This is a genomic window from Dyadobacter sediminis (assembly GCF_005860765.1).
Taxonomy (GTDB): Bacteria; Bacteroidota; Bacteroidia; order Cytophagales; family Spirosomataceae; genus Dyadobacter; species Dyadobacter sediminis.
Genome location: NZ_VCEI01000011.1, coordinates 108269 through 132402 on the forward strand (window position 1 = coordinate 108269; position 24134 = coordinate 132402).

The window sequence follows — 24134 nt, forward strand, 5'->3', positions numbered from 1 at the left end:
AAATTGCGGCCAGGTTATATCAATCAAACCGGCTGACTGCTGACCGGTTTGAGCTGCCGCCGGGCCTGGATGTATTCCGAAGGAAGCATATGGAATTTTGCCTTGAACGATTTGGTAAAGTAATTGGGAGTGGCAAATCCGGCGGCATAGGAAATCTGTGATACATTCAGGTCGCTTTTTTCCAGCAGCAGCGCTGCCTTTTCCAGCTTAATCGTTTTGATAAATTCTATCGGCGTTTGTCCGGTGATCTCAAGCAGCCGGCTGTATAGCGTGCCCCGGCTCATACCCAGCTGTTTACTCATTTTCTCCACACTCAGCTGAGCGCTGTTGGCCAGATGTTCATCAATGTAGTCCAGAATATTTTTCAGCAGCTTCTCATTGCCCGACACGATTTGCGGCTCCGGACGCGAAATGGCAATCTGTTTGGAGTAAGTGTTTTTCAGAAGGCTGTTCAGCAACAGCAGATTGTTGATTTTGGCATTCAGGATATCAAAGTTGAAAGGCTTTGTGAGATAATCGCTCGCGCCCGAGCTCAGCCCGCGCAACTCGTGCTCCTCGCCGGTCGAGGCCGTGAGTAAAATAATGGGAATGTGGGCCGTGCGCTTGTCCGCCTTGATCTTCCGGCTCAGCTGGATTCCGTCCATTTCGGGCATGGAAACGTCACTGATGATGATCTGCGGATGCATGGCAAGTGCCTTTTGCCAGCCTTCGAGCCCGTTGGAAGCTTCAATGACTTTGTAATAACGTTCCATACTGCTTTTCAGATAAAGCCGGAACTCGTCGTTGTCTTCGATGATGAGGATGTCAGGCGATAACTCCGCAGCGGGTTTTGGCTCCGGTATGGTCTGAAATTCCTGGATCGCGCGCACGTTCTGATCCTGCGCAGCGGTTAACACGACCGCTTTTTCAGCAACCATTTCACCGGATGTTTCAACAGGCAGCTCTACCGTAAATGTACTGCCTGCGCCCGGTATGCTTTCGACCCGGATCAATCCGTGATGCATCTGCACAAATTCCCTGACAATAGAAAGGCCGATGCCGCTTCCCTGATTCAGGATGGTGGACAAGGAATCGTTTTGAAAAAAGCGTTCAAAAATTTTTTCCTGCATATCGGCCGGAATGCCCACGCCGGTATCCGACACTTTGATATACAGCCTTTGCGAGCTTTCTGCTTTCATGGAGTGCGAAAGCGACAGCATGATTTTACCGCCTCTTGGCGTGTGCTTGAATGCATTGGACAGCAGGTTCAGGACAATGCGTTCAATTTTGTTTGCATCAAAATCCATCAGCAGGCTGTCCGTTTCACTTTCTATTGCATACTCGATTTCTTTTGTCTGTGATAAATAATGAAACGATTCGGCTGTTTCCCTGATAAAAGAAATGATTTCGCCCTGTGCCGTTTCAAGTTGCGATTCGTGTTGCTGCAGATTTTTGAAATCGAGCAGCTGATCGACCAGATTCAGCAGCCGCCTGGCATTGCGTTTGATGCCCTGCAGATGCGGTGTGTTTTCAGCTGACCCCTTATGCGTCAGCAGCTGGTCCAGCGGTGCAAGAATAAGGGAAATGGGTGTCCGAAACTCGTGGCTCAGATTGGTCAGAAACTTGATCTTCATGTTGTCCAGCTCTCTTTTTCGTTCCGTTCCTTTTTCAAGTTGTTCCTGCCGGAACCTGTTTTTAAGCTTTTGAATACCTCTGTGCCTGATCAGAAACAATGTGCCGAGCAGGGCCAGTACATAAAACAGGTAAGCGTAAACAGTCATGTAAAACGGTGGCTCCACCACGATCTCAATCGATTTGACCGGACTGTCCCAGCGACCATTCTGATTTCTGGCCTGTAATTCAAACTGATAAGTGCCCGGATTGAGATTCGTGTAACCTGCGGTTCTGGAAGAGCCTGCATCATGCCATTCCGCATCAAAACCATTGAGCCTGTACCGGTAAACCGTCTGCGAAGCGTCCGAATAATTGAGCGCCGCGTAAGTGAGGGTAAAATTCTGTTTGTAGTCCAGATGGATGGATTCTGCAACGGAAATATGCTCGTCCGTTACCGACGAATCGGCGGGCGTTATCGTTTTATTGCCTACTCTGAGTTCTTTCAGTATTACCGGAATGCGGGCGCTGTTTTGGCTCAGTGCGCGTGTGTCGAGATAGTTGAAACCCTGAATCCCGCCGAAAAACAGCAGATTGTCACGGGACCGGATGCCGGCTCCCAGAATGAAGGTATTGTTCTGCAGCCCATTGTTTTGTGTGAAATTGATGAACCTTTTTGTTTTTTCGTCGAGGTAACTCACACCTTGATCCGTACTTATCCAGATGCGGCCTTGTGCATCTTCGAGTATTTTGTTGACCACGCCGCTGATGAGTCCGGCCTTTTGATCAAAAATCGTAAAGCTGTGTGTTTTTGCATGGAATTTTGCCAGTCCGCCACCGCCGGTCCCGATCCAGATTTCACCATTGCGATCCTCGTGAACCGTCAGCACATTGTTGCTCGGCAGTGTGCTGTTTTGCCTGTCAAAGTGAATGGATTTTTTGCTTCGCGGATCAAATAGGACCAGACCTGTTCCATGAGAAGCGATCCACATGTTTCCGTTTTTATCCTGCAGAATGTCCCTGATGTAGCCGTTCAGCGGAATCATGCGGTTTGCGAGCGGAACGTTCACATCAAAATACCTTTCAAATTTTTGTGTTTCCGGGTCCAGAACATTCACGCCGCCGCCGTTCGTGCCGATCCACAGTTTTCCGCTTTTGTCTGTGGTCAAACTGAAAACGTCATTGTTGCCCAGCGAAGTGGGATTTTGGTCCTGTGTAAACTGGCGGTATTGGCCCGAAGTAAGGTCCAGTGCGAAAAGTCCGTCCTGAAAAGTACCGATCCAGAGTTTACCGGCCGAGATTTCCAGCGACATAATGGCCAGTCCCGAAGTGGTAAGCTTGTTGCCGGGCACAATCGGGATTTTGGTAAACAGATTGGTTTTGCGGTGAAAAAGGTTTAACCCGCCGCCGTCCGTACCTACAAAAAGATCACCGTTTTCTTTCTCGGCAAAGGAAGTTACAAACGGCGCACTCAGCCCGTAGGGATCGTACGGGTCCGAACGTTTGAGTCCGAAAATAGTCAGGTTTTTATCAAATTTATTTACGCCGCCCTTGTAAGTTCCTATCCAGAAAATCCCTTGTTTGTCGATGAGAATGCTGCGGACCGATTTGTTTGTAAGGCTGAAAGGTGTGCGCATGTCCGGGGCATAGCGCGTTACTTTTCCGGTTTCGGTATGCATCAGGTTCAGTCCGCCATCCGTACAGATCCAGAGCGTTTCCCTGTTTTCGGAAGCAATGGCATAAATCATGTTGCTGCTGATCGTATGCCTGTCACTAGCGTGGTATCTGAAACTCCGGAGCAGTGCGCCGTCGGTATTCAACTTAAACAAACCATTAAAAGTCCCGATCCAGATGTGGCCGGTCTGGTCGCCGGCAATGGTTTTTACCTGCCCGGCGTGATCCGGCATCGTATCCGGCTCATAGCTGATCTTCCGGTAATGGCCGGTTTTGAATTCATACCGGAACAAACCGGATTCCGTACCGATCCACATATGCCCGGCCTTGTCTTCAAATAAACTTAAAATCAGTTCGTTCCGGATTTGCGCGGGAACGTCAGCGCGCCGGTTCAGCCGAGTTACCTTCCTTGTAGCCGGATCAACAAAAACCAGCCCCGTTGTGGTAGCAACCCATAATTTACCGGAGTGGTCGCTTGTAATTGCCGAGACGCTTTCGTTGACGTTGATGCGCACAAAGTGGTCTTTTTTACGATCATACAAATGCAAGGAACCCTGAATGGTCCCGATCCAGACATGGCCTGCCTGGTCTTCATACAACGATGAAATGTCACTCGAAGCCAGACTGGAGGCGTTTGTCCGGTCGTGCCGGTAAACGGTAAAATCGGTTCCGTCATATTTGTTCAGCCCGTCATCTGTTCCGAACCAGAGCAAGCCATAGCGGTCCTTCAGAATAGCATGCACGGTGTTGGACGAAAGCCCGTCCATGGATGTGATTGCGGTAAAGTTCAGTTGCGGATGGCTGGTGCCGGCTATGCAGAAGGAGCACAGCATAAGCAGAAAGTTTACAGAAATAACAAACAGATATTGCTGGTATTTTAGCATCATACAATCCGGATTTTTATACCCTAATTCAATGGAGCGCTGTTTTTTGAACATATGTTGTATTATTTTCAACAAATATGCTCACCCGGAACATCCGGCGTCGCCTACATTTGCTCATTAATTAATTAAATATAATATCAAAAAAATGATGAGTCGTTGCCGCTCTTTAATAAGAAGCAGTTTGTTCCGGAAATATATTTTCAATTCGACAAATAAAACAGTTAAAAATGCACTGGCACTCGCCATGCTTTCCAGCGCATGCGTTTATCCAGCCATCGGTCAGAACGCTTCTTCCACGATCAGGCCGCTGGTTTCCGATTTGTTCACGGCTGATCCTTCTGCGCATGTGTTCAATGGAAAAATCTACATTTATCCATCCCACGACATTGAGGCAAATGTAGCTCAGGACGATGAAGGCGGGCATTTCAACATGCGTGATTACCATGTGTATTCGATGGACCGTATAAACGGGAAAGTAACGGACCACGGCGTAGCGCTTGACCTGAAAGACATTCCGTGGGCAGGCCGGCAGTTGTGGGCCCCGGATGCGGCGTTCAGAAACGGTACTTATTACCTGTATTTCCCGGCTAAGGATAAAGCGGACGTCTTCCGGATCGGCGTTGCTACGAGCAAATCCCCAACAGGACCTTTCAAGGCGCAGCCTGAACCGATTCCGGGCAGTTACAGCATTGATCCGGCCGTGTTTACGGACACCGACGGAACTTCGTATATGTATTTGGGCGGAATCTGGGGCGGGCAGCTGCAACGCTGGCACACGGGCAAGTATGATAAAAGTTTATCGACCGACCTGGGCAAAGGTCATGAAAACGAACCTGCGCTGAACGCCCAAGTAGTGCGAATGAGCAAGGATATGCTTTCGTTTGACGAGCCGCTGCGCGATGCACAAATTCTGGATGAGAACGGAAAGCCCCTTCTTGCCGGCGATACCGACCGCCGCTTTTTCGAAGGTGCCTGGATGCACAAGTACAATGGCAAATACTATTTTTCCTATTCCACCGGCGACACGCATTTGCTGTGTTATGCCGAAGGCAACTCGCCATACGGGCCTTTTACCTATAAAGGTGTGATCATGAAACCGGTGGAGGGCTGGACTACGCATCATTCCATTGTCGAGTTCCAGGGCAAATGGTACATTTTCTATCACGATGCTGCCTTGTCCGGCAAAACACATCTGCGGAACATCAAGGTGCGGGAACTTGTCAGAGAGAAGGACGGATCGATCCGGACCATTGAACCGTAAAAAAAATCATCTTTTCAGGCAAGATTGGCGGATCAGCAGGCTTTTGTAAAAGTACTTGCTTGTATTCTCGTCAGAACATTATAAAAAGCTTCAATCCTGTTACCCTATGCAAATCGAAAGACGCGATTTTTTGTCCACATTATCATTGGCCGGAGCGGCCACATTATTTTCCGGTCATTCACTGCTGGCCTCTACAAATCCGAAAAAAGAAAAACTGGGCATTGCGCTCGTGGGCCTCGGCTATTACAGCACCGACCTGTTGGCTCCGGCGCTTCAGATGACCGAAAAATGTCACCTTGCCGGCATTGTAACAGGCACGCCGTCCAAAGCGGAAGCCTGGAAAACCAAGTACAACATTCCGGACAAGAACATTTACAATTACCAGAATTTCGACAAGATCGCTGATAACCCGGACATCGATATCGTGTATGTCGTACTGCCGCCTTCCATGCACCGCGAATTTGTAGTACGTGCTGCCAAAGCCGGAAAGCATGTGTTTTGTGAAAAACCGATGGCACCTTCCGTGGCGGACTGTGAAGCGATGATCGCCGCATGCAAGGCCAGTAAAGTGAAGCTCGCTATCGGTTACCGCTGCCAGCACGATCCGAATATCCAGGCTTATATGAAAGTGGCCAAGGATCAGAAATTCGGTAAAGTCAAAATGGTGAACAGCGCAGCAGGATACTTTGATGCGCGTACGGACCACTGGAAACAGAAAAAATCGCTTGGCGGCGGCGTGATGGGCGATATGGGCGTGTATGCCTTGCAGGGCGCCAGACTGGCAACGGGCGAAGAACCCATCAGCGTGATTGCACAGGCTTCCACGACAAGGCCGGAGATTTACAAGGAAGTGGAAGAAACCATGATGTTTATGCTTGACTTTCCCAGCGGCGCCCGCGCTGCATGCCAGACAAGCTTTGGAATCAATATGAATTACCTGCAGGTGAGTTACGAAAAAGGCTGGCTGAAACTGGAACCACAGTCGGGGTACAGTGGCAACAAAGGCAGCATGTCGGACGGTACCATCATCAATTTCCCGATCAAAAGCCAGCAGGCGAAGCAAATGGATGAGGATTGCCTGGCGATCCTGAACAATACCGATCTGATTGCGCCGGGCGAAGAAGGTTTGCGTGACATCCGGGTAGTGGAAGCAATTTACAAATCGGTGGCCTCAGGCAAAAGTGTCAGGATATAAACGCGTATTTTTCCATTTATGAAGTTCAGTTTATTTTTATTCTTCTCGTTGATTTTTTCCATAGCCGGCTTTTCGCAGCAGCCTTTGAAACTCTGGTACAATACACCTTCCGGCAAGACGTGGGAAAATGCACTGCCGGTTGGAAACGGCCGGCTGGGCGCAATGGTGTACGGCAATGTTTCCGACGAGACCATCCAGCTCAATGAAGCTACCTTGTGGTCGGGCGGTCCAAACCGGAACGATAATCCCGCTGCACTGGCCGCATTGCCTGAAATCCGGAAACTGATTTTTGACGGAAAACAGAAAGAAGCCGAGAAGCTCGCCAATCAGGCCATCATTACCAAAAAATCGCATGGACAAATGTTCCAGCCGGTCGGCGAGCTGCATCTGGAATTTCCCGGACATGATCCTTATCAGAAATATTACCGCGAGCTGGACATTGAACGGGCGGTCGCCAGAACGACTTACGAAGTGGACGGCGTGACATTTACCCGTGAAGTCTTTTCTTCATTTCCGGATCAGGTCATTGTTGTGCGGCTGACTGCCGGCAAGCCGGGAAAACTGACTTTTTCAGCATTCTATTCCACGCTCCATAAACAGCCGAAAATTGAAATAGCGCCTGACGGAGAACTGACGCTTGCCGCCACGGCAGCGGATCATGAAGGCGTTAAGGGAATGGTGAAATTCAAGGCCATTACGCGCATCCAAACGGATGGCGGCAGCGTTTCGGCGAATGACAGCTCGCTTGTTGTGAAGGAAGCGGATGCTGCGACTATCTACATTTCTGTTGCGACCAGTTTTAAAAATTATCAGGATGTCAGCGGCGATGAGCATGCATTGGCCGGTGGGTATCTGAAAAAGGCCGCTGCCAAATCCTATGCCTCTATGCTGAAAACGCATGTTGCTGCCTACCAGAACTATTTCAGCCGCGTCAGGCTGGACCTTGGCACAACCGATGCGGCGAACTTTCCTGTTGATGAACGCATCAAGAATTTCCGTCAGGCAAATGACCCTGCGCTGGTTGCATTGTACTATCAGTATGGCCGTTATCTGCTGATTTCCAGTTCGCAGCCCGGCGGGCAGCCGGCCAATCTGCAGGGAATCTGGAACAACAAGATGCAGCCGCCGTGGGACAGCAAATACACGATCAACATCAATGCGCAGATGAATTACTGGCCGGCTGAAAAAACCAATCTTTCGGAACTGCACGAGCCTTTTCTGAAAATGGTTACCGAGCTTTCCGAAACCGGACGGGAAACGGCGAAAGTAATGTACGGCGCAAGAGGCTGGATGGCGCATCACAATACCGACATCTGGCGGGCAACCGGCGCGATCGACGGGGCGTTCTGGGGCATGTGGATCGCAGGCGGCGGCTGGACAAGCCAGCATTTGTGGGAGCATTACCTGTATACCGGCGACAAAAATTTTCTTGCCAGAATATATCCGGTACTGAAAGGTTCGGCCACATTTTACGCAGATTATCTCGTAGAGCATCCCAAGTATCACTGGCTTGTGACCAATCCGGGCAGTTCACCCGAAAATGCACCCGCCGCGCACGAAGGCTCGTCGCTGGATGCCGGTACGACCATGGATAACCAGATTGCCTTTGATGTTTTCAGTTCGGCGATACGGGCAGCGGAAATCCTGAAAAAAGATGCTGCTTTTACGGACACGCTCCGGCAGATGCGCAAGCGGCTGCCGCCCATGCATGTCGGACAATACGGGCAGTTGCAGGAGTGGCTCGACGATGTGGACGATCCGGAAGACCAGCACCGCCACGTTTCCCATTTGTACGGATTGTTCCCGGCGGTACAGATTTCTCCATACCGCACACCCGAACTGTTTGCAGCAGCCCGCACTACGCTGACGCACCGCGGCGATGTGTCCACAGGTTGGAGCATGGGCTGGAAAGTAAACTGGTGGGCACGGTTGCAGGATGGAAACCATGCTTACAAACTGATTCAGGATCAACTGAGCCCGCCAAGCAAGCGGGGCGGCGGTACTTACAACAACCTTTTTGATGCGCATCCGCCTTTTCAGATCGATGGCAATTTTGGATGCACGTCCGGCATTACCGAAATGCTCATGCAAAGTGCCGACGGCGCACTGCATCTGCTGCCTGCGCTGCCCGATGTATGGCCGGGCGGAAGCATCGGCGGACTGCTGGCGCAAGGCGGCTTCGAGCTGGTGAATATGCAGTGGAGCGGGTCCAGACTGACGAAAGCAGAAATACGGTCCAAGCTCGGAGGGAACCTTCGATTGCGCGTACCCAATGCATTGAAGCTGGCGAACGGCGGAACGCTGCAAAAAGCCTCCGGTGAAAATCCGAATGCATTTTACAAAACGGAAGTAACCGCCGAACCGGTTGTTTCACCCAAAGCAACCAAAGTACAGCCGGCACTTAAGGAGACACTGCTTTATGATCTGCCTACGCAGGCCGGGAAAGTATATCGTTTTGTAGCTGAATGACTTTTGTCTGAAAATCAATTCACCCTTTTTTCGCTGAAACCATGCAAAGATTTTTCCTGCCCGCCATCAGTATGCTGCTGTTTGCTGTCACCGCTTTGGCGCAAAAAACGCCAATGGAAATGCCGGAAGGGTATGACACCTTGCGGGAAGGCGCTGCCGCCGGTAAGATCGATACGGTAAGTTACCCGTCGAAAACGGTCGGCAATGCGCGGAAAGCGTTGGTTTACACGCCTCCCGGTTTTTCCAGGAAGAAAAAGTATCCGGTGCTGTATTTGTTGCATGGCATTGGCGGCGATGAAAAGGAATGGCTGAAAGGCGGAAACCCGAAGTTGATTCTGGATAACCTGTATGCCGAAAAGAAGATTGAACCGATGATCGTGGTGATGCCCAATGGCCGCGCCATGAAAGATGACCGGGCTACGGGCAATATCATGGCAGCCGACAAGGTCGAAGCTTTTGCCACGTTCGAAAAAGATCTGCTGACAGACCTGATCCCTTTTATCGAGAAGAAATATCCGGCACTCACCGACCGCGAACACCGCGCGATCGCGGGATTGTCCATGGGCGGCGGTCAGTCGCTGAACTTTGGATTGGGAAATCCGGACCGGTTTGCGTGGGTAGGAGGGTTTTCCTCTGCCCCCAATACCAGAAAGCCCGAAGAATTGATGCCCGATCCGGAAGATGCAAAAAAGAAGCTGAAACTGCTCTGGCTGTCCTGCGGTGACAGCGACCGGCTGATCACGTTCAGCAAGCGCACGCACGATTATCTGTTTGAGCATGAGGTTCCGCATGTGTATTATGTGGAACCCGGCGGACATGATTTCAAGGTATGGAAAAATGGTCTGTACATGTTTTCGCAGTTTTTGTTCAAACCGGTGGATGTGGCTTCCTTGCCCGGGTACACTATATTAGGAACGCCGGCTTCAACAAATATCCGGTCGGCACAATACCCGCAGATCCTGCCCGATAACCGCGTTGTGTTCCGTACCAAAGCCCCGAATGCGCAGAAAGTGCAGGTCGATCTCGGCAAGAAATACGATATGGTGAAAGATACGGCCGGTTTCTGGACAGTGACAACGGATTCGGTCGGAAAGGGCTTTCATTACTACTCACTGCTGATCGACGGCGTAGCGGTTGCAGATCCCGCAAGCGAGACGTTCTACGGAATGGGACGAATGGCCAGCGGCATTGAAATACCTTACCGGAAAGGCGGCTACTATGCACTGCGCGACGTGCCGCACGGCGAAATCAGGATCCGGCCGTATTTTTCCAAAGCTACCAACTCTTGGCGGGAAATGTATGTCTACACACCGCCGGGCTACGACGCTGCAGCAGAAAAATATCCGGTATTGTACCTTTTACACGGCGGAGGCGAAGATCAGCGTGGCTGGGCTACACAAGGAAAAACCGGCCTGATCCTCGATAACCTGATTGCCGCAGGCAAAGCAAAACCCATGCTGATCGCCATGCTGGACGGGAACATCGGAATGGCCGGAGGCATTGCGGGTTTTAACGAGAACGCTTTGAAAATGTTTGAAAATGAGCTGAAAGCCGGTGCGGTTCCTTTTGTGGAAAGTAACTTCCGTGCAGAAACCGGTCCGCAAAACCGGGCATTGGCCGGACTTTCAATGGGCGGGCTGCAGACGTTGTATGCAGGTGTTAAAAACAACGATCTATTCGCCTATCTGGGCGTGTTCAGTTCCGGCTGGTTTGGCAACAATGCAACCCTGTCGGCATCACATTACGACTATGCAAAAACAAATGCGGCAACGATCAATTCCAATCTCAGGCAGTTCTGGATATCCATGGGCGGCGAGGAAGATATAGCCTACAAAAACTGCAAAATCATGCTCTCCAGATATGATGAAATGGGGATCAAGTACAAATACAGCGAATATCCGGGCGGCCATACCTGGCCGGTCTGGCGGCACGATCTGTTTGAATTTTCGCAGTTGCTTTTTAAATAAATATAGCTTAAAGGTATTACTTCTATCAAAAAACAATGAAAAAATCAACTGTACTGAGTATGCTGATCTTTGGTTTTGGCCTGCCGGTTATGCTGCCGCATGCTGTAAACGGACAAGCTAAAAAGACTCTAAAAGAGGCTTACAAAGATTATTTTCCGATCGGTGTGGCGGTGTCTCCAAGAAGCCTGACCGGCCCTGACGCTGAACTGATTACCCGGCAATTCAGCAGCGTGACGCCGGAGAATGCCATGAAAATGGGCCCCATCCATCCCGAAGAAAACCGTTACAACTGGCAGGATGCGGATGCAATTGTGGCTTTTGCGCAAAAGAACGGCATGAAAGTACGAGGCCATACCTTATGCTGGCATAACCAAGCGCCCAAATGGTTTTTTACAGACACGGAAGGAAAACAGGTAAGCCGAGAACAGCTGCTGGAACGTCTGAAAAAGCATATTGATGAAGTAGCCGGCCGGTACAAAGGCAAAGTATATGCGTGGGATGTCGTAAACGAGGCTGTGCCGGACACCAGCACAAGCATTTACCGGAAGTCGAAATTTTATGAAATCATCGGGGAAGATTACATTGAAAAAGCATTTGAATATGCCCATGCCGCTGACCCGGATGCCAGGCTGTTTTACAATGATTACAATACCGAAAACGCCGAAAAAAGGGAGAAGATATTTCAGCTTCTGAAAAAACTCAAGTCTAAAAATGTTCCGGTTCACGGCGTGGGGCTGCAGGGGCACTGGTCTATTAATGAACCTACTGCGGCGGAACTGGAAAAATCCATTTCGCAGTTTGCCAGTCTGGGACTGGAAGTGCAGATTACGGAACTGGATGTTTCCGTGCATCCGAAAGAACATGAGCGGCGTGAAAAAAAAGCATCGGACAATGGTGTACTGACGCCCGAAATGGTCACCAAACAAACCGCCCAGTACAAAATGCTTTTTGATGTTTTCAGAAAATACAAAGGCACGCTCACCGGCGTTACGTTCTGGAATGTGTCCGACAAAACCACTTGGCTGGACAACTTTCCGGTGCCCGGACGCAAGGATTATCCGTTGTTGTTTGATCAGGACTACCAATCCAAACCGGCATTTGACAAGGTAATCGACTTTTAGATGCAGTTCGAATTGCGCCCAGTTTTTACGGAATTATGCATGAAAATTACCCAGCTATTCCGTAAAAATCCTTTAACCCTGTCTGGCAATTAAATAGCTTCCAGTCTGTAATAATCAAAAAATATCATAAATTTATTATGGCCTGTTTACTGAGTCCGCCACGATGGAGTCAGGTTCTATTTGGGTCTGCGTTTTATCAAGACTGCTTGAATCCATGCTTTCACTGATGCCATCATCATGCTTGCTGCTGTTGCATGAAGCCTGACCTAAAAGCAAACCTGCGCCCACCAAGAGAAATAATATTTTGCTGAGTTTCATCATTGTTTTTATGTTTAGATGGCTGGATATTAATTATATAAATATTATTCCATTACCGGTTCAGCCAGCAGGAGTAATATTACATAGCTGAATATTTCTTGGGCTTTAAACCGGTATACTGCTCGAACACTCTTGCAAAATGACTGAGGTTGGTAAATCCAAGCTGATAGCCAACTTCCGAGACCGTCAGCCGTTTTTCTCTGAGTAATTGTGCTGCTTTTTGCATTCTGCTCCACTGGTAATACTCAAAAACGCCTTTACCGAATGTCTGTTTAAAAAGCTTCCGCAGTTTGGGTTCGCTCATGCCTGCTTCTCGCGCCAGTGCTGCAATATGGGGCGGCTGATCCGAATGCATTTGCAAATGAGCCTTTACGGCATACAAGGCTTTAATGTCTTGGATGTGCATGGCGCTGGCGGGAACGGCCTCGCGCTGCATCAGTATCGCAAAGATATAACAAAGCAGTTCCTCGCATTTCAGCCTGTAATATTGCCTTTCCATGCTTTCCGGAACCGGCTGATGAAGGAAGTCGCTGGCGGCATTGATGATTTCCGGGGAAATGCCTGATTCCAATACAAAGTTTTCCCGGGCTTCCAGAACGCTTGCTACAACCGGATGATCAATATGCCCGAACAACTGGTTGAGGTATTTTCTGGATGCGGCAATTGTCACACTTCCGAATGCAGTATGGGAAGGCATGGCCATAATGGTGGAAACAGCATGCCTGCAGATCAGCATATGGGCTTGTTCGGCCCGTAACGGTTCTTCCGGAAGTACCGGCGAAGGAAAAATTCCGCCCAGCATGAAAATAACGTCTTCCTGACCTTCGGCCAGTTCATTGGTCCGCTCAATAAAAATAGCCTCTTTGAGATGATAGTTCCGGATCATCATGCGGAGGTCGCTTCCCCATGAAAATCCTGTCAGATAACCCGCTCCTTTACTTTCGGGAATATGGATAAACCGTCCGTTTACGGTGGCGCCTATAGCCATCGCAAATTCCTGCGTGATTCCGGTTCCTTTGTCTGTAATAGCTATTTTCATTTACGACTTTTTTTTGTAACAGTTGTGGCTATTTTATACTCAAAAGTATGCAGAATTTTGTCAGAGTTATAAAAACAACAGAACAGAGAAGCATATGTTACTGGAAAATAAACAAGTGGCCATAATAGGCGGCGGCCCGGGCGGTCTGACGCTCGCCAGACTTTTACAGCAGCAAGGCTGCATGGTGAATGTGTATGAACGCGATAGCGGACCGTATGTGCGCCAGCAAGGTGCTACGCTGGACCTGCATTACGAATCCGGGTTAAGAGCATTGGCCGAAGCCGGACTGATGGAAGCATTCAGGAAAAATTTCAGACCCGGTGCAGAAAGGGTTACCATCACGGATAACCATGCAGTAATTCACTATACCGAGCGCAACGAAGCGCCTGTTCAGGATTTAGAAAATGAACAGGCACGACCGGAAATTGACCGTGGCCCGCTCCGTGACTTGCTCATTGCATCCCTGAAAGAAAATACCGTGGTGTGGAATTCAAGATTTGAAGCACTCCAGGCGAATGGAAAGGGCTGGGATATAATTTTTGAAAACGGGACTACGGTTTACGCGGACCTCGTCGTTGCGTCCGACGGAGCCAATTCCAGAGTCAGAAAGTACATAACCGATATAGCGCGTATCTATTCCGGTGTTACCATTATCGAAGGCAATCTTTACAATGCTGCCGTCCATGCGCCGCATTTGTGGGAACTTACGAATGGAGGAAAAGTTTTTGCACACTGGAACGGCAAAACGATTGTCCTGAGTGCAAAAGGCGAAGGTTCGCTTTCCTTTTATACGATTACGGAAGAGCCGGAAGATCTGCTAAAAACATCCGGCATTGATTTTACCGACCGCACGCAGGTTTTCAGCTGGTTCCGGCAGCGCTTCGCCGACTGGAGCGGGGACTGGCACGAAGTATTCTCTTCCAGTGATTCCTACTTTGTTGCCCGTCCGCAATATTACTTTCCCAAAGATCAGTCGTGGCAAACGGTTCCGAACCTGACTGTCATCGGCGATGCGGCACATCAAACGCCGCCTTCCGGGGACGGCGTCAATCAGGCGATGCTTGATGCGCTGGAATTATACCAAGTACTTTGCCTGCAGGATTTTACATCCGTGCAGGAAGCACTTGCCTCGTATGAAAAAGAAATGCTCAGCAGAACTTCGGTAACGACGGAAGATGCTTCACAGCTCATACAATCCATGCTTTCGGAGAACAGTTTCCAGATTATGCTTGATTTCTTTGACAAGATAAAGGCAAGTATGTAACGGTGCTATTTCCCTGAGCTGGATAGTATGATTGCTAGCGCCCGCGATTTTCACGCCCGTTGTACCGTCGGCAACCGAGCCCGAAATTTTCAGGGCAGCGGCCTGAAGGTGAAAAATCAAAAAGAGAGAAAATAAAGGTTCTGGTTACAGCTTCCTGTTTTGGAGTGAACAGCACCGGAAATCAAACGGTCTTCAGGTACAGGCTTTCAAGTTCATTGGCAGAGATGGAAGCAGCCTCAATCACCGACTGCAGGTTGCCTTCCTTCATGATCCCGATCCGGCTGGCGACTTCTTTGGCCCTGAAAATATCATGGGTCGCCATCAGGATCGCCGTACCGTTTCCGGCAAGAGACCGGATGATCCGGGAAAATTCATTGGACGCTTTCGGGTCAAGGCCGCTGGTGGGTTCATCAAGCAGCAGTACTTTGGCTTTTTTAGCCACGGCAATGGCAATGCCTACTTTCTGCCGCATGCCTTTGGAGTAACCCGCCAGCCTTTGACCGAATGCCTTCGATTGCAGGCCTGCAGTTGCAAGCAGTTCGCCCAGTTCCTTTTCTGAATAATCAAAACCTGCCAGTGATGAAAAATATTTCAGGTTTTCAAGTCCGGTCAGGTTCGGGTAAAGCATGACTGTTTCCGGAATGTAGGCCAGGTACTTTTTGATTTCCTGGGGGTGTCCGGCAACGGATATGCCGTTAATCAATGCTGTACCTTCGGTTGGCTCTGTAAATCCCAGAAACAAATTGATCGTTGTGGTTTTTCCGGCTCCGTTCTGGCCGAGCAATGCAAAGATTTCTCCGGGTTGTATTTTCAGGTTCAGGCTGTTCAGGGCCGTGTGGCTTCCGTATCTTTTGGTAAGGTTTATGGCTTCAAGCATTTGGAATGTCTTTGATCTGGATAAAGTTTCTTTGAAATAAAATCAGGGCAATCACCAGTGTACCCGCTGCCCAGCACAGGATTGCCAACAGGCCGCTGCGTACGGATTCATCGGTATACCGGACTGGCTCATAAGCCGGATAGCCCGCCCAGTCAATGCTTTCCGTTGGCGTTTCTTCAAAGATGAACGGATAAAAATATTCACGGATCTGCCGGTGATGCACTTTTACGGATTGCAGGTAGCGGATATGGCTGGTGAGGTCTGTATTGGCAATCTTGTTCAGGGACTGCTGTGCCGCAATGACCGGGTTGAAACCGCCCATGCGTTCAGAAAGCGTTTGTCTTTGCCGTAATTTGTCAAAAAGCTTTTCAGAGGAACGGGCAGACTCCATGTCTCCCGAAAACTGCATGGCATAGTACCAGCCCGGCGAATAGCTGTCATCCGGTACCGGGTACTTGCGGTACTGCGGATACACGGCATAAAACTTTTCCATGGTCGGTTTTTTAGGTTCATCCCATTTGGCATGATAACCTTCCCGTTGCCGGATGGCTGTTTCTGTCGCTTCCGGCACGGGTATGCTGTTGTTGACCCAAATGTTTGCTGCTCCCGGAAAAAGGATGGCCAGGAAAATCCAGATGCAGACCAGCGCAGTGGCGTTAAACGCCGAGCTTTTCCCAAGGGCAACGACCATCATGGAAATCATAAACCAGAACAGTACATAAAGCATCAGCACGCTCAGCAGCTTAAAGGTCTGCAGGGAAACAGGAAGCTGCAATGTAATCGCAGCCATTGCAAATACCAGCAGCGTAATGACCAGAATGGTAATCAGTCGGACCAGCAGTTTGCCCGCAATGGCTGCACGGATGCTTCTGGTCGTAGTCCGGACCATTTTCCATACGCCGTTTTCCTGTTCTTCCGAAAACGCGTTGTAAGTGAATGCAATAATCAGCAGCGGGAAAAGGAATAAAAAGACAAAGGATGCATCCAGGTTTCCGGCCAGCAAGGTAAGCGGGTTGGTCAGTTCGGAGTCGTAAAGCTGCCCTTCAATGGCCAGCATCTTGACTTTCAGCGTAAAAGGATTTACATCCCGTTGTCCGATCGAGAATTCAGCCCAGGGCGAAGCAGGATGGGTGGTGTAAAAAAACGGATAATAGGCCGTGGTTCCGGCGGCTTTCCCTGTTCCGTGTTCAACGATCTGCTGCAGATGGATTTTCTGGACGGCCGGTACCGAAGCAATGGTCTGCCGCTGACGGTTGATTACATGATGGCCATGGTAAAAGCTGTAAATGCCGATGAGCAGCAAGCTGGCAGCTCCGGTCAGCACGGTATTTCCCAGCAGGAAATTCTTGATTTCCAGTAGTAACACTTTCAGGTGGATGTTCATAATTGATACGCACGTTTGGAAGAAACATAGGTCAATGCGCCAAAACCTGCTGCTACCCAAAGCAGGAGCGCAGCCAGACTGAGGCTGGCATCAGAAAGGTTTCTGCTGACAGGTACCGGCTGGAAAGTAAAATCGGGTTGTTTCTGCCAGTTTTCCGCGCTGACTTTCTGCTTGCTGTCGTTCTGGTATTTGATCCGGGTCAGATGGATTTCGTTGAGTTTTTTTGTTCTCTCAAACCTGTATTTTTCTGTCTGCTTTTGAAATGCGGTAAAACTGTCGAAGTCGGTACCCGAAAGGTTCATCGAAAGATTGCGGATTGCCAGGTACGGATCAATCAATGCATGAATCGACGATACGGTGTTCTGAGATTTGTAAATGCCGATCAGATTATCAAAATGTTTGTTGAAAATCCCGGATGAAATCGTTTCCCCTTCCTGCATCACAAGCGCACCGTAATTGACCGGGAGCGCAGCGATGGAGTCCACGCCGTACTTCCTTAATGTTGCAGCTTTCAACTGTGAAAAATGCGGATCGTCCGGATCATGCGAGTCGCCCTGTTTGCTGACATCTGCTTCAATGGCCTGTTCAAAAGCAATCTTGTCTGGAGCCGTATGCAGGCTGCTGCCGAGCGTCTGGGCGGTTTTCGGAATCACAATAAAAAACAGCATCCAGATGAGGACAAGCGTCATCAAAGCGTTTTTGGAAGATTTGCTTAGGGCCGATACGGTTACAACCAGCATGGTAATGATCAGGAAGTAAAGGGCATATAAAATGGTCAGCAGTACGATGCGCGTCAAAGCATCCGCGTTGATTCCGCCCGCAATGAGCAGGTTTCCTGCCATCAGGCATAAAAGCAGCAGGGGTAAGAACAAAATCCAGACAACGCCAGTGATCCCGGCAGTTTTACCCAGAAGGATGTCCAGAAAGGATGCCCGCTGGCAAAGCATTATTTTCAGCACGCCATTCTGTTTGAGCCCGGCCACGGTCTGAAAACCGATGAAAATGATAAAAAGCGGCACGAGCAGCTGCAACACCATGGCCATACTCAGTTCGCCAAACCGCAGCATACCGTTGGAAAAGCCCGCCTCGCTCATGTTTATCGTATTTTGTCTGTGTGCTTCCAGAAACACCGCATTGCCCACGTAGCTGTCCAGCCCGAAATCAAAAAAGCTGAGCGGCGATTTCTCTCTGAAAACCATATAGCCGTAATGCGCTACCCGGTGCGGATGCCGGTTGGGCTGGTTCATCCATTGGTCAAGTACCTCCTGATGAGCCGTTTTTTGCTGATGATTGAATTTTCGGACATACTGCCAGCCGGTAAAGGTCGCCAGCAGGCTTACGAGCAGTAAAACAGTAAAAAGTGCCAGCGGGATTTTACTTCTGAAGATGGAAGTCCATTCCTGCCGGGCAATGATGGTGATAAAATTGAAATGCATCCTGTATGTAGGTTTGTCTTGCTTTTCGTTGTGACGATCGTCAGAATACCATGAATCATCGGCTGACCAGGTTCGGAAGCGGTCACTCACGTTTGATATGTAAATGCAATAATGTTGCAAATAACAAAACAAAATGTACTTTGCAACAACGTTGCATGAAATTTTCGGATGTTTTCTTTTTACGAAGGCATCTTAAAAGCATCAAACGACTGCTTACCCGCAACTGTGTCAGGAACTTATTTTAAACAGGCTTTTGACAAACGGAGCAATAAAATGTTTTGCTTTCAGACTGAGCATGATTTTCAGATCGTCCCGGGCGGTACTTTCGGAATCCAGAAATGCAAAGATACTGTTGGCGTCTACATGCGTAAACAGATCGCTGAATATCTGGTGGCCCGGATACACATGCTGATCCAGAACCTTCAGGATCGTACTATCGAGCAATTGGTGCTTTTCACTGATATTTTCCTTTTTGAAAAAGGGATGGCCTTTTTCCCGGAATGAAGCCAGTATTTTTGAAACTGTTTTTTGAGTATTCGTGAAAGTGTATCCCGACGAGCCCCTTGTATCGCCGCCGGCCGTACCGATGTTCATGACAGGACCGTTTTTTCTGCTGAACCTGAAATCCGTCATGGGAATAATTCCGAATTCATGTTCAAGAATCTCGTATTCCGTAATCTCAAGCACTTCGTTCAGGTACTGCTTGATTTTGAGGTCGTATGTGCCGTCTTCCAGCAGTTTCTTGGAAAAAACGGTATATTCGATAAAAAGCTGATCCTGCGCGACAGGCAGCACATAAAAAAACGTGGTGCCGTTTTCCTGCGTGGTCCTGAAATCCATCAGGTGCATTTCCGAAGGATTGCCGCTGAACTGCTTCGTTTGGATCATTATTCCTTTGAAATGCTGTAAAAAGTACTGATCCCATGGCTTCAGTTGCGGCTTGCTGAACGTTGAATTAAAGACATATTTCGCCTTGTAAGCAGCATCCCGGGTCTGAACGGTCCCGGCATGGGGTGCGTTTTCTATGGACAGGATTTCGGCCTGGACAAACGTTACCTGCGGGCTTTGACGAAGAAAGGAAAGTACAAACTGATAAAAATCAATGCTCCGGATCATATGGTAAGCATAGTTTCCATTGTTCAGCGGAATTTGCCTTCCTTCATTGGTAAAGAAAAACAGGTTTTTCCAGGAATGATAAAAAACTTCCTGAAAAGGGGATTTCTCATTTGCATGCTGCCAGAAGCACCATGTCCGGTCATTTTTATTTTTGATATCCTTATCGACAATGAGTATGCTTTCATTTTGCCATATGCCTTCACGAAGCCCGCGATAAGCCAGACTGAGCCCGGCCATTCCGCTTCCGGCAAAAATAATATCAAAGTCTTTTGTCTGCATACGTGCTGTGGATCATCGGTATAAAATGGCATTTCAGCAAATATCCATGTTTTGGCATAGATAAGCGATCCGGTTTCCTTTATTAATTGATAATTTCTGCGAATTGTTAATGCCATGTACTTTCCGATTGCTTGCTGCAGGTGCAGGCGGGCCGGTTGCTGCCCGTTCCCGCGCGCATTTTCCATGCTGTTTACAGCCAGAAAGTATTCCGGGAACCGGACGGCGATGCGCCTGATAAATTGTCCGCAAGGAAGTATTGCTGTTCATTTTCGGACATCGTCCATATGAATAAAGCAGCTTTACGCCGTGTAAAGCTGGTTTTGAAAACTGGCACTTCGTTTTACATAAACCCTACATGACGGGACAAAGCCAACCTTTACAAAACTGATATGATCCGGAACTACTTAAAAATAGCCATGCGCAATATGTGGAAAAGCAGGACTTTTTCGCTTGTGAATCTGACCGGCCTGGTAACCGGCATTACTGCCTGTCTGCTAATTCTGCAATATGTGAGCTTCGAGTTAAGTTTTGATCAGTTTCACAAGGACGGATCACGCATTTACCGCATAGCAAACGACCGCTTTCAGCAGGGCAAACGGGTACAGCATGGCACCATTACCTATCCGGCAGTTGGCCCGGCCATGCTGCGCGACTTCAGTGAAGTGGAAAGCGTAACGACGCTGGGCTACGTGGGCACTTTCAATCTGCAGAAAGATAACCGGATTTTACAGGAAAAGGCAATTTATGCAGATAATCAGTTTCTGTCCATGTTTACGTTTCCTTTGCTTGCCGGCGACACAAGAACGGCGCTCAGAGCGCCCCGGTCCATTGTCATTTCCGAAAGCATTGCCAAAAAGTTTTTCAGGATATCTTCTGCAGATTATGCAGGTTTGCTAGGCAAAACCATAAAAGTGGATACTGATAACGAGCCGTATCAGATTACGGCCGTGATGAAGGATTTTCCGGCAGCTTCGCATCTGGAATTTGGCGCTTTGATGTCTTATGAAACGCTGACGAAAACCTGGGGCGAATGGGTAAAAACCAGCTTTGACAATTCGGATATGTGGCATTATGTCAAGCTCCGGCCCGGCGCAGATGTGGCGGCTCTGGAAGAGAAACTGCCGGCTTTCAGCCAGCGTCACTTCAAAGGCGACAAGGTTTCGGGAAGTGTCGAGAAGTTCAGCCTGCAGCCGCTGCACCGTGCGCATCTTTTTTCGGATTTTGAATATGAAATCGGCAAGGTTAATAATGGCAAGGCCGTATGGACAATGCTTGTCATTGCCGCTTTCATTCTCATTATTGCATGGATCAATTACATCAATCTGTCCACGGCGCGTTCGCTTGAACGTGCACGGGAAGTAGGAGTGCGGAAAGTGGCCGGCGCTACTTCTTCGCAGCTTATCTGGCAGTTTATGTCTGAATCCATTGTGCTTAACCTGATTGCTGCGGTACTGGCCGTGGTGCTGACAATCCTCCTGCAGCCAACACTTAATCAGCTTATCGGCAAACCTTTGTCCTTGTCCTTGCTTGCAGGATCGGGATTTGGCGGATATGATCTGCCGGCCATCCTGGGAGCCATTTTCGTTGCGGGCATTTTGCTTTCCGGCTTTTATCCAGCCTTTGCATTATCGGGTTTCAGGGCGATCCAGGTTTTGAAAGGAACATTTAAAAGATCATCACAAGGAATTTGGGTGCGGCAATCGCTTGTGGTGTTTCAGTATACGGCATCCATTATCCTGATCGTCGGGACGTTCATTGTGTTCCGGCAACTGAAATTCATGCGAGAAGAAAAGCTCGGCTTCAATATGGATCAGGTTCTGGTGGTGCGCGGGCCAGAGCTTACGCGCTGGGATTCAACGGCCATAGACCGCATCAATGCATTCAAAACGGAACTGGAACGCATTCCGTCCGTGCAGCTGGCGAGCGCATCCGGCAATATCTTTGGCAACCGGCTTGGGCGCAGCTTTAACATCAAACGTGTGGGTTCCGGTGAAAAACAAGACGTGACGTTCAGTACGATGGCCGTTGACCTTGATTTTTTTGAAACCTATAAAATAAAAAAACTGGCAGGCCGCAACTTTCTGCCTACGGATTCGAATGTCGATGGGAGTAAAGTGAAGCATACCATCCTGAATCTGGCTGCTGTCAGGCTGCTCGGATTCCGGAATGCAGACGAGGCTGTAAACCAGAAGTATGTTGTAAACGGCAGAGAATGGGAAATTGTGGGTGTAGTAAGTGACTTTCACCAGCAATCGCTGAAGCATGTCATTGAGCCGATTTTATTTGCTCCGTTTTACTCCATGGGCGGTTTCTTTTCCATGAAAATAAATGCGCCTCAGGCTAATGCAACCATTCAACAAGTCAGAAAGAAATACGATTCCTTTTTTCCGGGCAATCATTTCAACTACTTTTTCATGGATCAGAAGTTCAACGAGCAATATGAAGATGACCGGGTTTTTGGCAAGGTTTCTACCTTCTTTTCGATGCTGGCTGTCATGATTGCTTCACTGGGCATATTTGGTTTGTCGTCCTACACCATTGCGCAGCGCACCAAGGAAATCGGTGTGCGCAAGGTACTGGGCGCCACGGTAGGAAGTATTGTTGCCATGCTGTCTCAGGATTTTATCAAACTGGTGCTGATTGCCATTGTCATTGGCTCACCGGTTGCCTGGTATGTAACCCGGCAGTGGCTGAATGATTTTGCCTACAAGATCGATATGGAGTGGTGGATGTTTGCAATGGCCGGCATCGTTGCAATCCTGCTGGCCTTTGTCACAGTCAGTTCACAGGCCATCAAAGCCGCATTGACGAACCCTGCAAAGACTTTGAAATCGGAGTAAACCTGATTGATGATCCCGAAGATCCGGTTGAACCGCTATAAACGTTCCTTATTGAACCTGTAATGATCTGGGTAAGTGCAGGAATATCAAAGCTTGTACAAAAATTTCAGGGTTTTGGTGTCGCCAACGGAACATCCGTGGTTACCGTTACACTTTTCAAACAACTGTATTTAGAGTACTTATATAAATTTTCTGTTACGGATTTTTTACCATTCTTTTTTATGATCATCCGGATTTGTACCGGAAAAGCAGTTTTGGTTAAATGGATGGTCGGTTGTTAACAAAATCCATTGTTTACATCCATTACTAAAATCAGTACTTTGGTCATAAAACACATTCATGAACGTGTCAGAATTTTATTGATATTTGCATTCTGAAATGGGCGGTTACAAACTTTAAACGTGCAGGTTATGTCTGTTTTACCCGGTTTTACTTTGCTTGAGTTGCAAACTGTCCGTTTATTTAAAATTTGCCGCAGAGCTCTGAAAACAGGGTTTGTGGCATCTTCCGCCTGGGTGCTGTTTTCCTGTGAAGATTACAGGCCGGCAGAACCGCCCGTAATAAAATACGTGAAAGTCGTCCATGTGGATCGCGATACGATAGTCGCCGTTCCGAATGAAAAGTCAGCTGCTACGGCCAGAATTGCATTTACAGAAACCTTGTCCGATACAGCAATCGTCCGAATTTCGCCGGACATGGCATTCTTACAACATGGTTCCGTCTTTTTGCTTCCGATAACAAACCCGCCTTTAATGTACATTTCCGGCCTTTCTGGCGACTCCCTTTTCTTGCAATACCAGCCATACAATAAACCGGTTTCAGGTGATCTCACCATTGAAATTGAATTTCAGAAATAGGCCTGATGAACGCGGCTTCCAGTTTTGCTGACTTTATCGCAGGATTTCAAACAAACCGCAAATGCTTGGTACGACTTGAATACAGAAGACTGCTCTGGCTCTTTTATCAAATGTTGATCGCTCGCACCATTTGGGTTTGCAACTGACAAATAGTAAATGCGGAATTTGATAATTTTTTAGTTTCTTTTCCTCATATAGGATAATAGCCTTTGATTTTAGCCTAAGTGCGTTTGCTGATTTTGTTGGCGGTTATCTGTCTTTGCAAATTGGACTTGAAGCGGAAATCGTGCATGTCTGATAATTTCAGGTGCTTTGTTATGCGGCCATGCACACGCTTTCGCCACATCCTGAAACTGCTGGATTTCATTTTTTCGCGCATCAGGGTGATTGTCTGCTGTTCACTTAATCCAAATTGTGCTTTGATCACATCAAAAGGCGTCCTGTCTTCCCAGGCCATTTCAATGACACGGTCAATTTCCTCGGGTTTCAAGGTTGTTTTTTGTTCAGGCATGTCTTCGTTAATCTTCATATTGGCAATTATTCAATAAAATGCAGGCAAATGA

16 protein-coding genes are annotated in these 24134 nt (G+C 48.5%); 7 read left to right on the forward strand and 9 right to left on the reverse strand.

Annotated elements, in window-relative coordinates:
* Positions 1 to 23: 23 nt before the first annotated feature.
* Complete coding sequence (locus tag FEM55_RS01450; RefSeq protein ID WP_171036432.1) at positions 24 to 4097, reverse strand: hybrid sensor histidine kinase/response regulator transcription factor; 4074 nt, start codon at positions 4095 to 4097, stop codon at positions 24 to 26.
* Between the two features lie 295 nt (positions 4098 to 4392).
* Here FEM55_RS01450 and FEM55_RS01455 point away from each other — a divergent pair, with 295 nt between their 5' ends.
* The 5 genes from FEM55_RS01455 to FEM55_RS01475 all read left to right on the forward strand — a co-directional run bounded on the left by FEM55_RS01455 (position 4393) and on the right by FEM55_RS01475 (position 12161).
* Positions 4393 to 5409, forward strand: coding sequence for a glycoside hydrolase family 43 protein (locus FEM55_RS01455; RefSeq protein ID WP_138280600.1), 1017 nt, complete (start codon positions 4393 to 4395; stop codon positions 5407 to 5409).
* A 106-nt stretch (positions 5410 to 5515) separates the two neighbouring features.
* Positions 5516 to 6604, forward strand: coding sequence for a Gfo/Idh/MocA family protein (locus FEM55_RS01460; protein WP_138279547.1), 1089 nt, complete (start codon positions 5516 to 5518; stop codon positions 6602 to 6604).
* A gap of 18 nt (positions 6605 to 6622) precedes the next feature.
* Complete coding sequence (locus tag FEM55_RS01465) at positions 6623 to 9073, forward strand: glycoside hydrolase family 95 protein (protein ID WP_138279548.1); 2451 nt, start codon at positions 6623 to 6625, stop codon at positions 9071 to 9073.
* 41 nt (positions 9074 to 9114) lie between these two features.
* The gene (locus tag FEM55_RS01470; protein ID WP_138279549.1) at positions 9115 to 11040 is read left to right on the forward strand and encodes an alpha/beta hydrolase-fold protein; all 1926 of its coding nucleotides are present in this window, start codon (positions 9115 to 9117) and stop codon (positions 11038 to 11040) included.
* A gap of 89 nt (positions 11041 to 11129) precedes the next feature.
* A complete protein-coding gene (locus FEM55_RS01475) occupies positions 11130 to 12161 on the forward strand; it encodes an endo-1,4-beta-xylanase (RefSeq protein ID WP_229209125.1) in 1032 nt (343 codons plus the stop codon).
* A 135-nt stretch (positions 12162 to 12296) separates the two neighbouring features.
* Here FEM55_RS01475 and FEM55_RS01480 read toward each other — a convergent pair whose 3' ends face one another.
* Both FEM55_RS01480 and FEM55_RS01485 read right to left on the reverse strand, forming a co-directional pair.
* Positions 12297 to 12482: a hypothetical protein gene (locus FEM55_RS01480; protein WP_138279551.1), complete on the reverse strand. Its 186-nt coding sequence runs from the start codon at positions 12480 to 12482 to the stop codon at positions 12297 to 12299.
* A gap of 76 nt (positions 12483 to 12558) precedes the next feature.
* A complete protein-coding gene (locus FEM55_RS01485; protein WP_138279552.1) occupies positions 12559 to 13518 on the reverse strand; it encodes a helix-turn-helix transcriptional regulator in 960 nt (319 codons plus the stop codon).
* Between the two features lie 94 nt (positions 13519 to 13612).
* Here FEM55_RS01485 and FEM55_RS01490 point away from each other — a divergent pair, with 94 nt between their 5' ends.
* Positions 13613 to 14782, forward strand: a complete 1170-nt coding sequence (locus FEM55_RS01490; RefSeq protein ID WP_138279553.1) for an FAD-dependent oxidoreductase — start codon at positions 13613 to 13615, stop codon at positions 14780 to 14782.
* A 181-nt stretch (positions 14783 to 14963) separates the two neighbouring features.
* Here FEM55_RS01490 and FEM55_RS01495 read toward each other — a convergent pair whose 3' ends face one another.
* From FEM55_RS01495 to FEM55_RS01510, 4 genes are all read right to left on the reverse strand, one after another.
* Positions 14964 to 15659: an ABC transporter ATP-binding protein gene (locus FEM55_RS01495; protein ID WP_138279554.1), complete on the reverse strand. Its 696-nt coding sequence runs from the start codon at positions 15657 to 15659 to the stop codon at positions 14964 to 14966.
* Positions 15652 to 17043, reverse strand: a complete 1392-nt coding sequence (locus tag FEM55_RS01500) for an ABC transporter permease (protein WP_138279555.1) — start codon at positions 17041 to 17043, stop codon at positions 15652 to 15654. Before FEM55_RS01500 ends, FEM55_RS01495 begins: the two co-directional genes overlap by 8 nt.
* Entirely contained in the window at positions 17040 to 18479 is a 1440-nt protein-coding gene (locus FEM55_RS01505; RefSeq protein ID WP_138279556.1) for an ABC transporter permease, read from the reverse strand. Before FEM55_RS01505 ends, FEM55_RS01500 begins: the two co-directional genes overlap by 4 nt.
* Positions 18480 to 18707: 228 nt before the next feature.
* A complete protein-coding gene (locus FEM55_RS01510; RefSeq protein ID WP_138279557.1) occupies positions 18708 to 19874 on the reverse strand; it encodes a lycopene cyclase family protein in 1167 nt (388 codons plus the stop codon).
* Positions 19875 to 20263: 389 nt separating this feature from the next.
* On the opposite strand from FEM55_RS01510, the gene FEM55_RS01515 reads away from it, so the two are divergent.
* On the forward strand, positions 20264 to 22714 hold the full coding sequence (locus FEM55_RS01515) for an ABC transporter permease (RefSeq protein ID WP_138279558.1): 2451 nt from the start codon (positions 20264 to 20266) through the stop codon (positions 22712 to 22714).
* A 535-nt stretch (positions 22715 to 23249) separates the two neighbouring features.
* Here the strand turns inward: FEM55_RS01515 and FEM55_RS24820 are convergent.
* Both FEM55_RS24820 and FEM55_RS01525 read right to left on the reverse strand, forming a co-directional pair.
* Positions 23250 to 23549: a hypothetical protein gene (locus FEM55_RS24820; RefSeq protein ID WP_171036433.1), complete on the reverse strand. Its 300-nt coding sequence runs from the start codon at positions 23547 to 23549 to the stop codon at positions 23250 to 23252.
* A gap of 242 nt (positions 23550 to 23791) precedes the next feature.
* Positions 23792 to 24100 carry a TIGR03643 family protein gene (locus FEM55_RS01525; protein ID WP_229209045.1) on the reverse strand — a complete coding sequence of 103 codons (309 nt, stop codon included), beginning with the start codon at positions 24098 to 24100 and terminating at the stop codon, positions 23792 to 23794.
* Between the last annotated feature and the right edge of the window lie 34 nt (positions 24101 to 24134).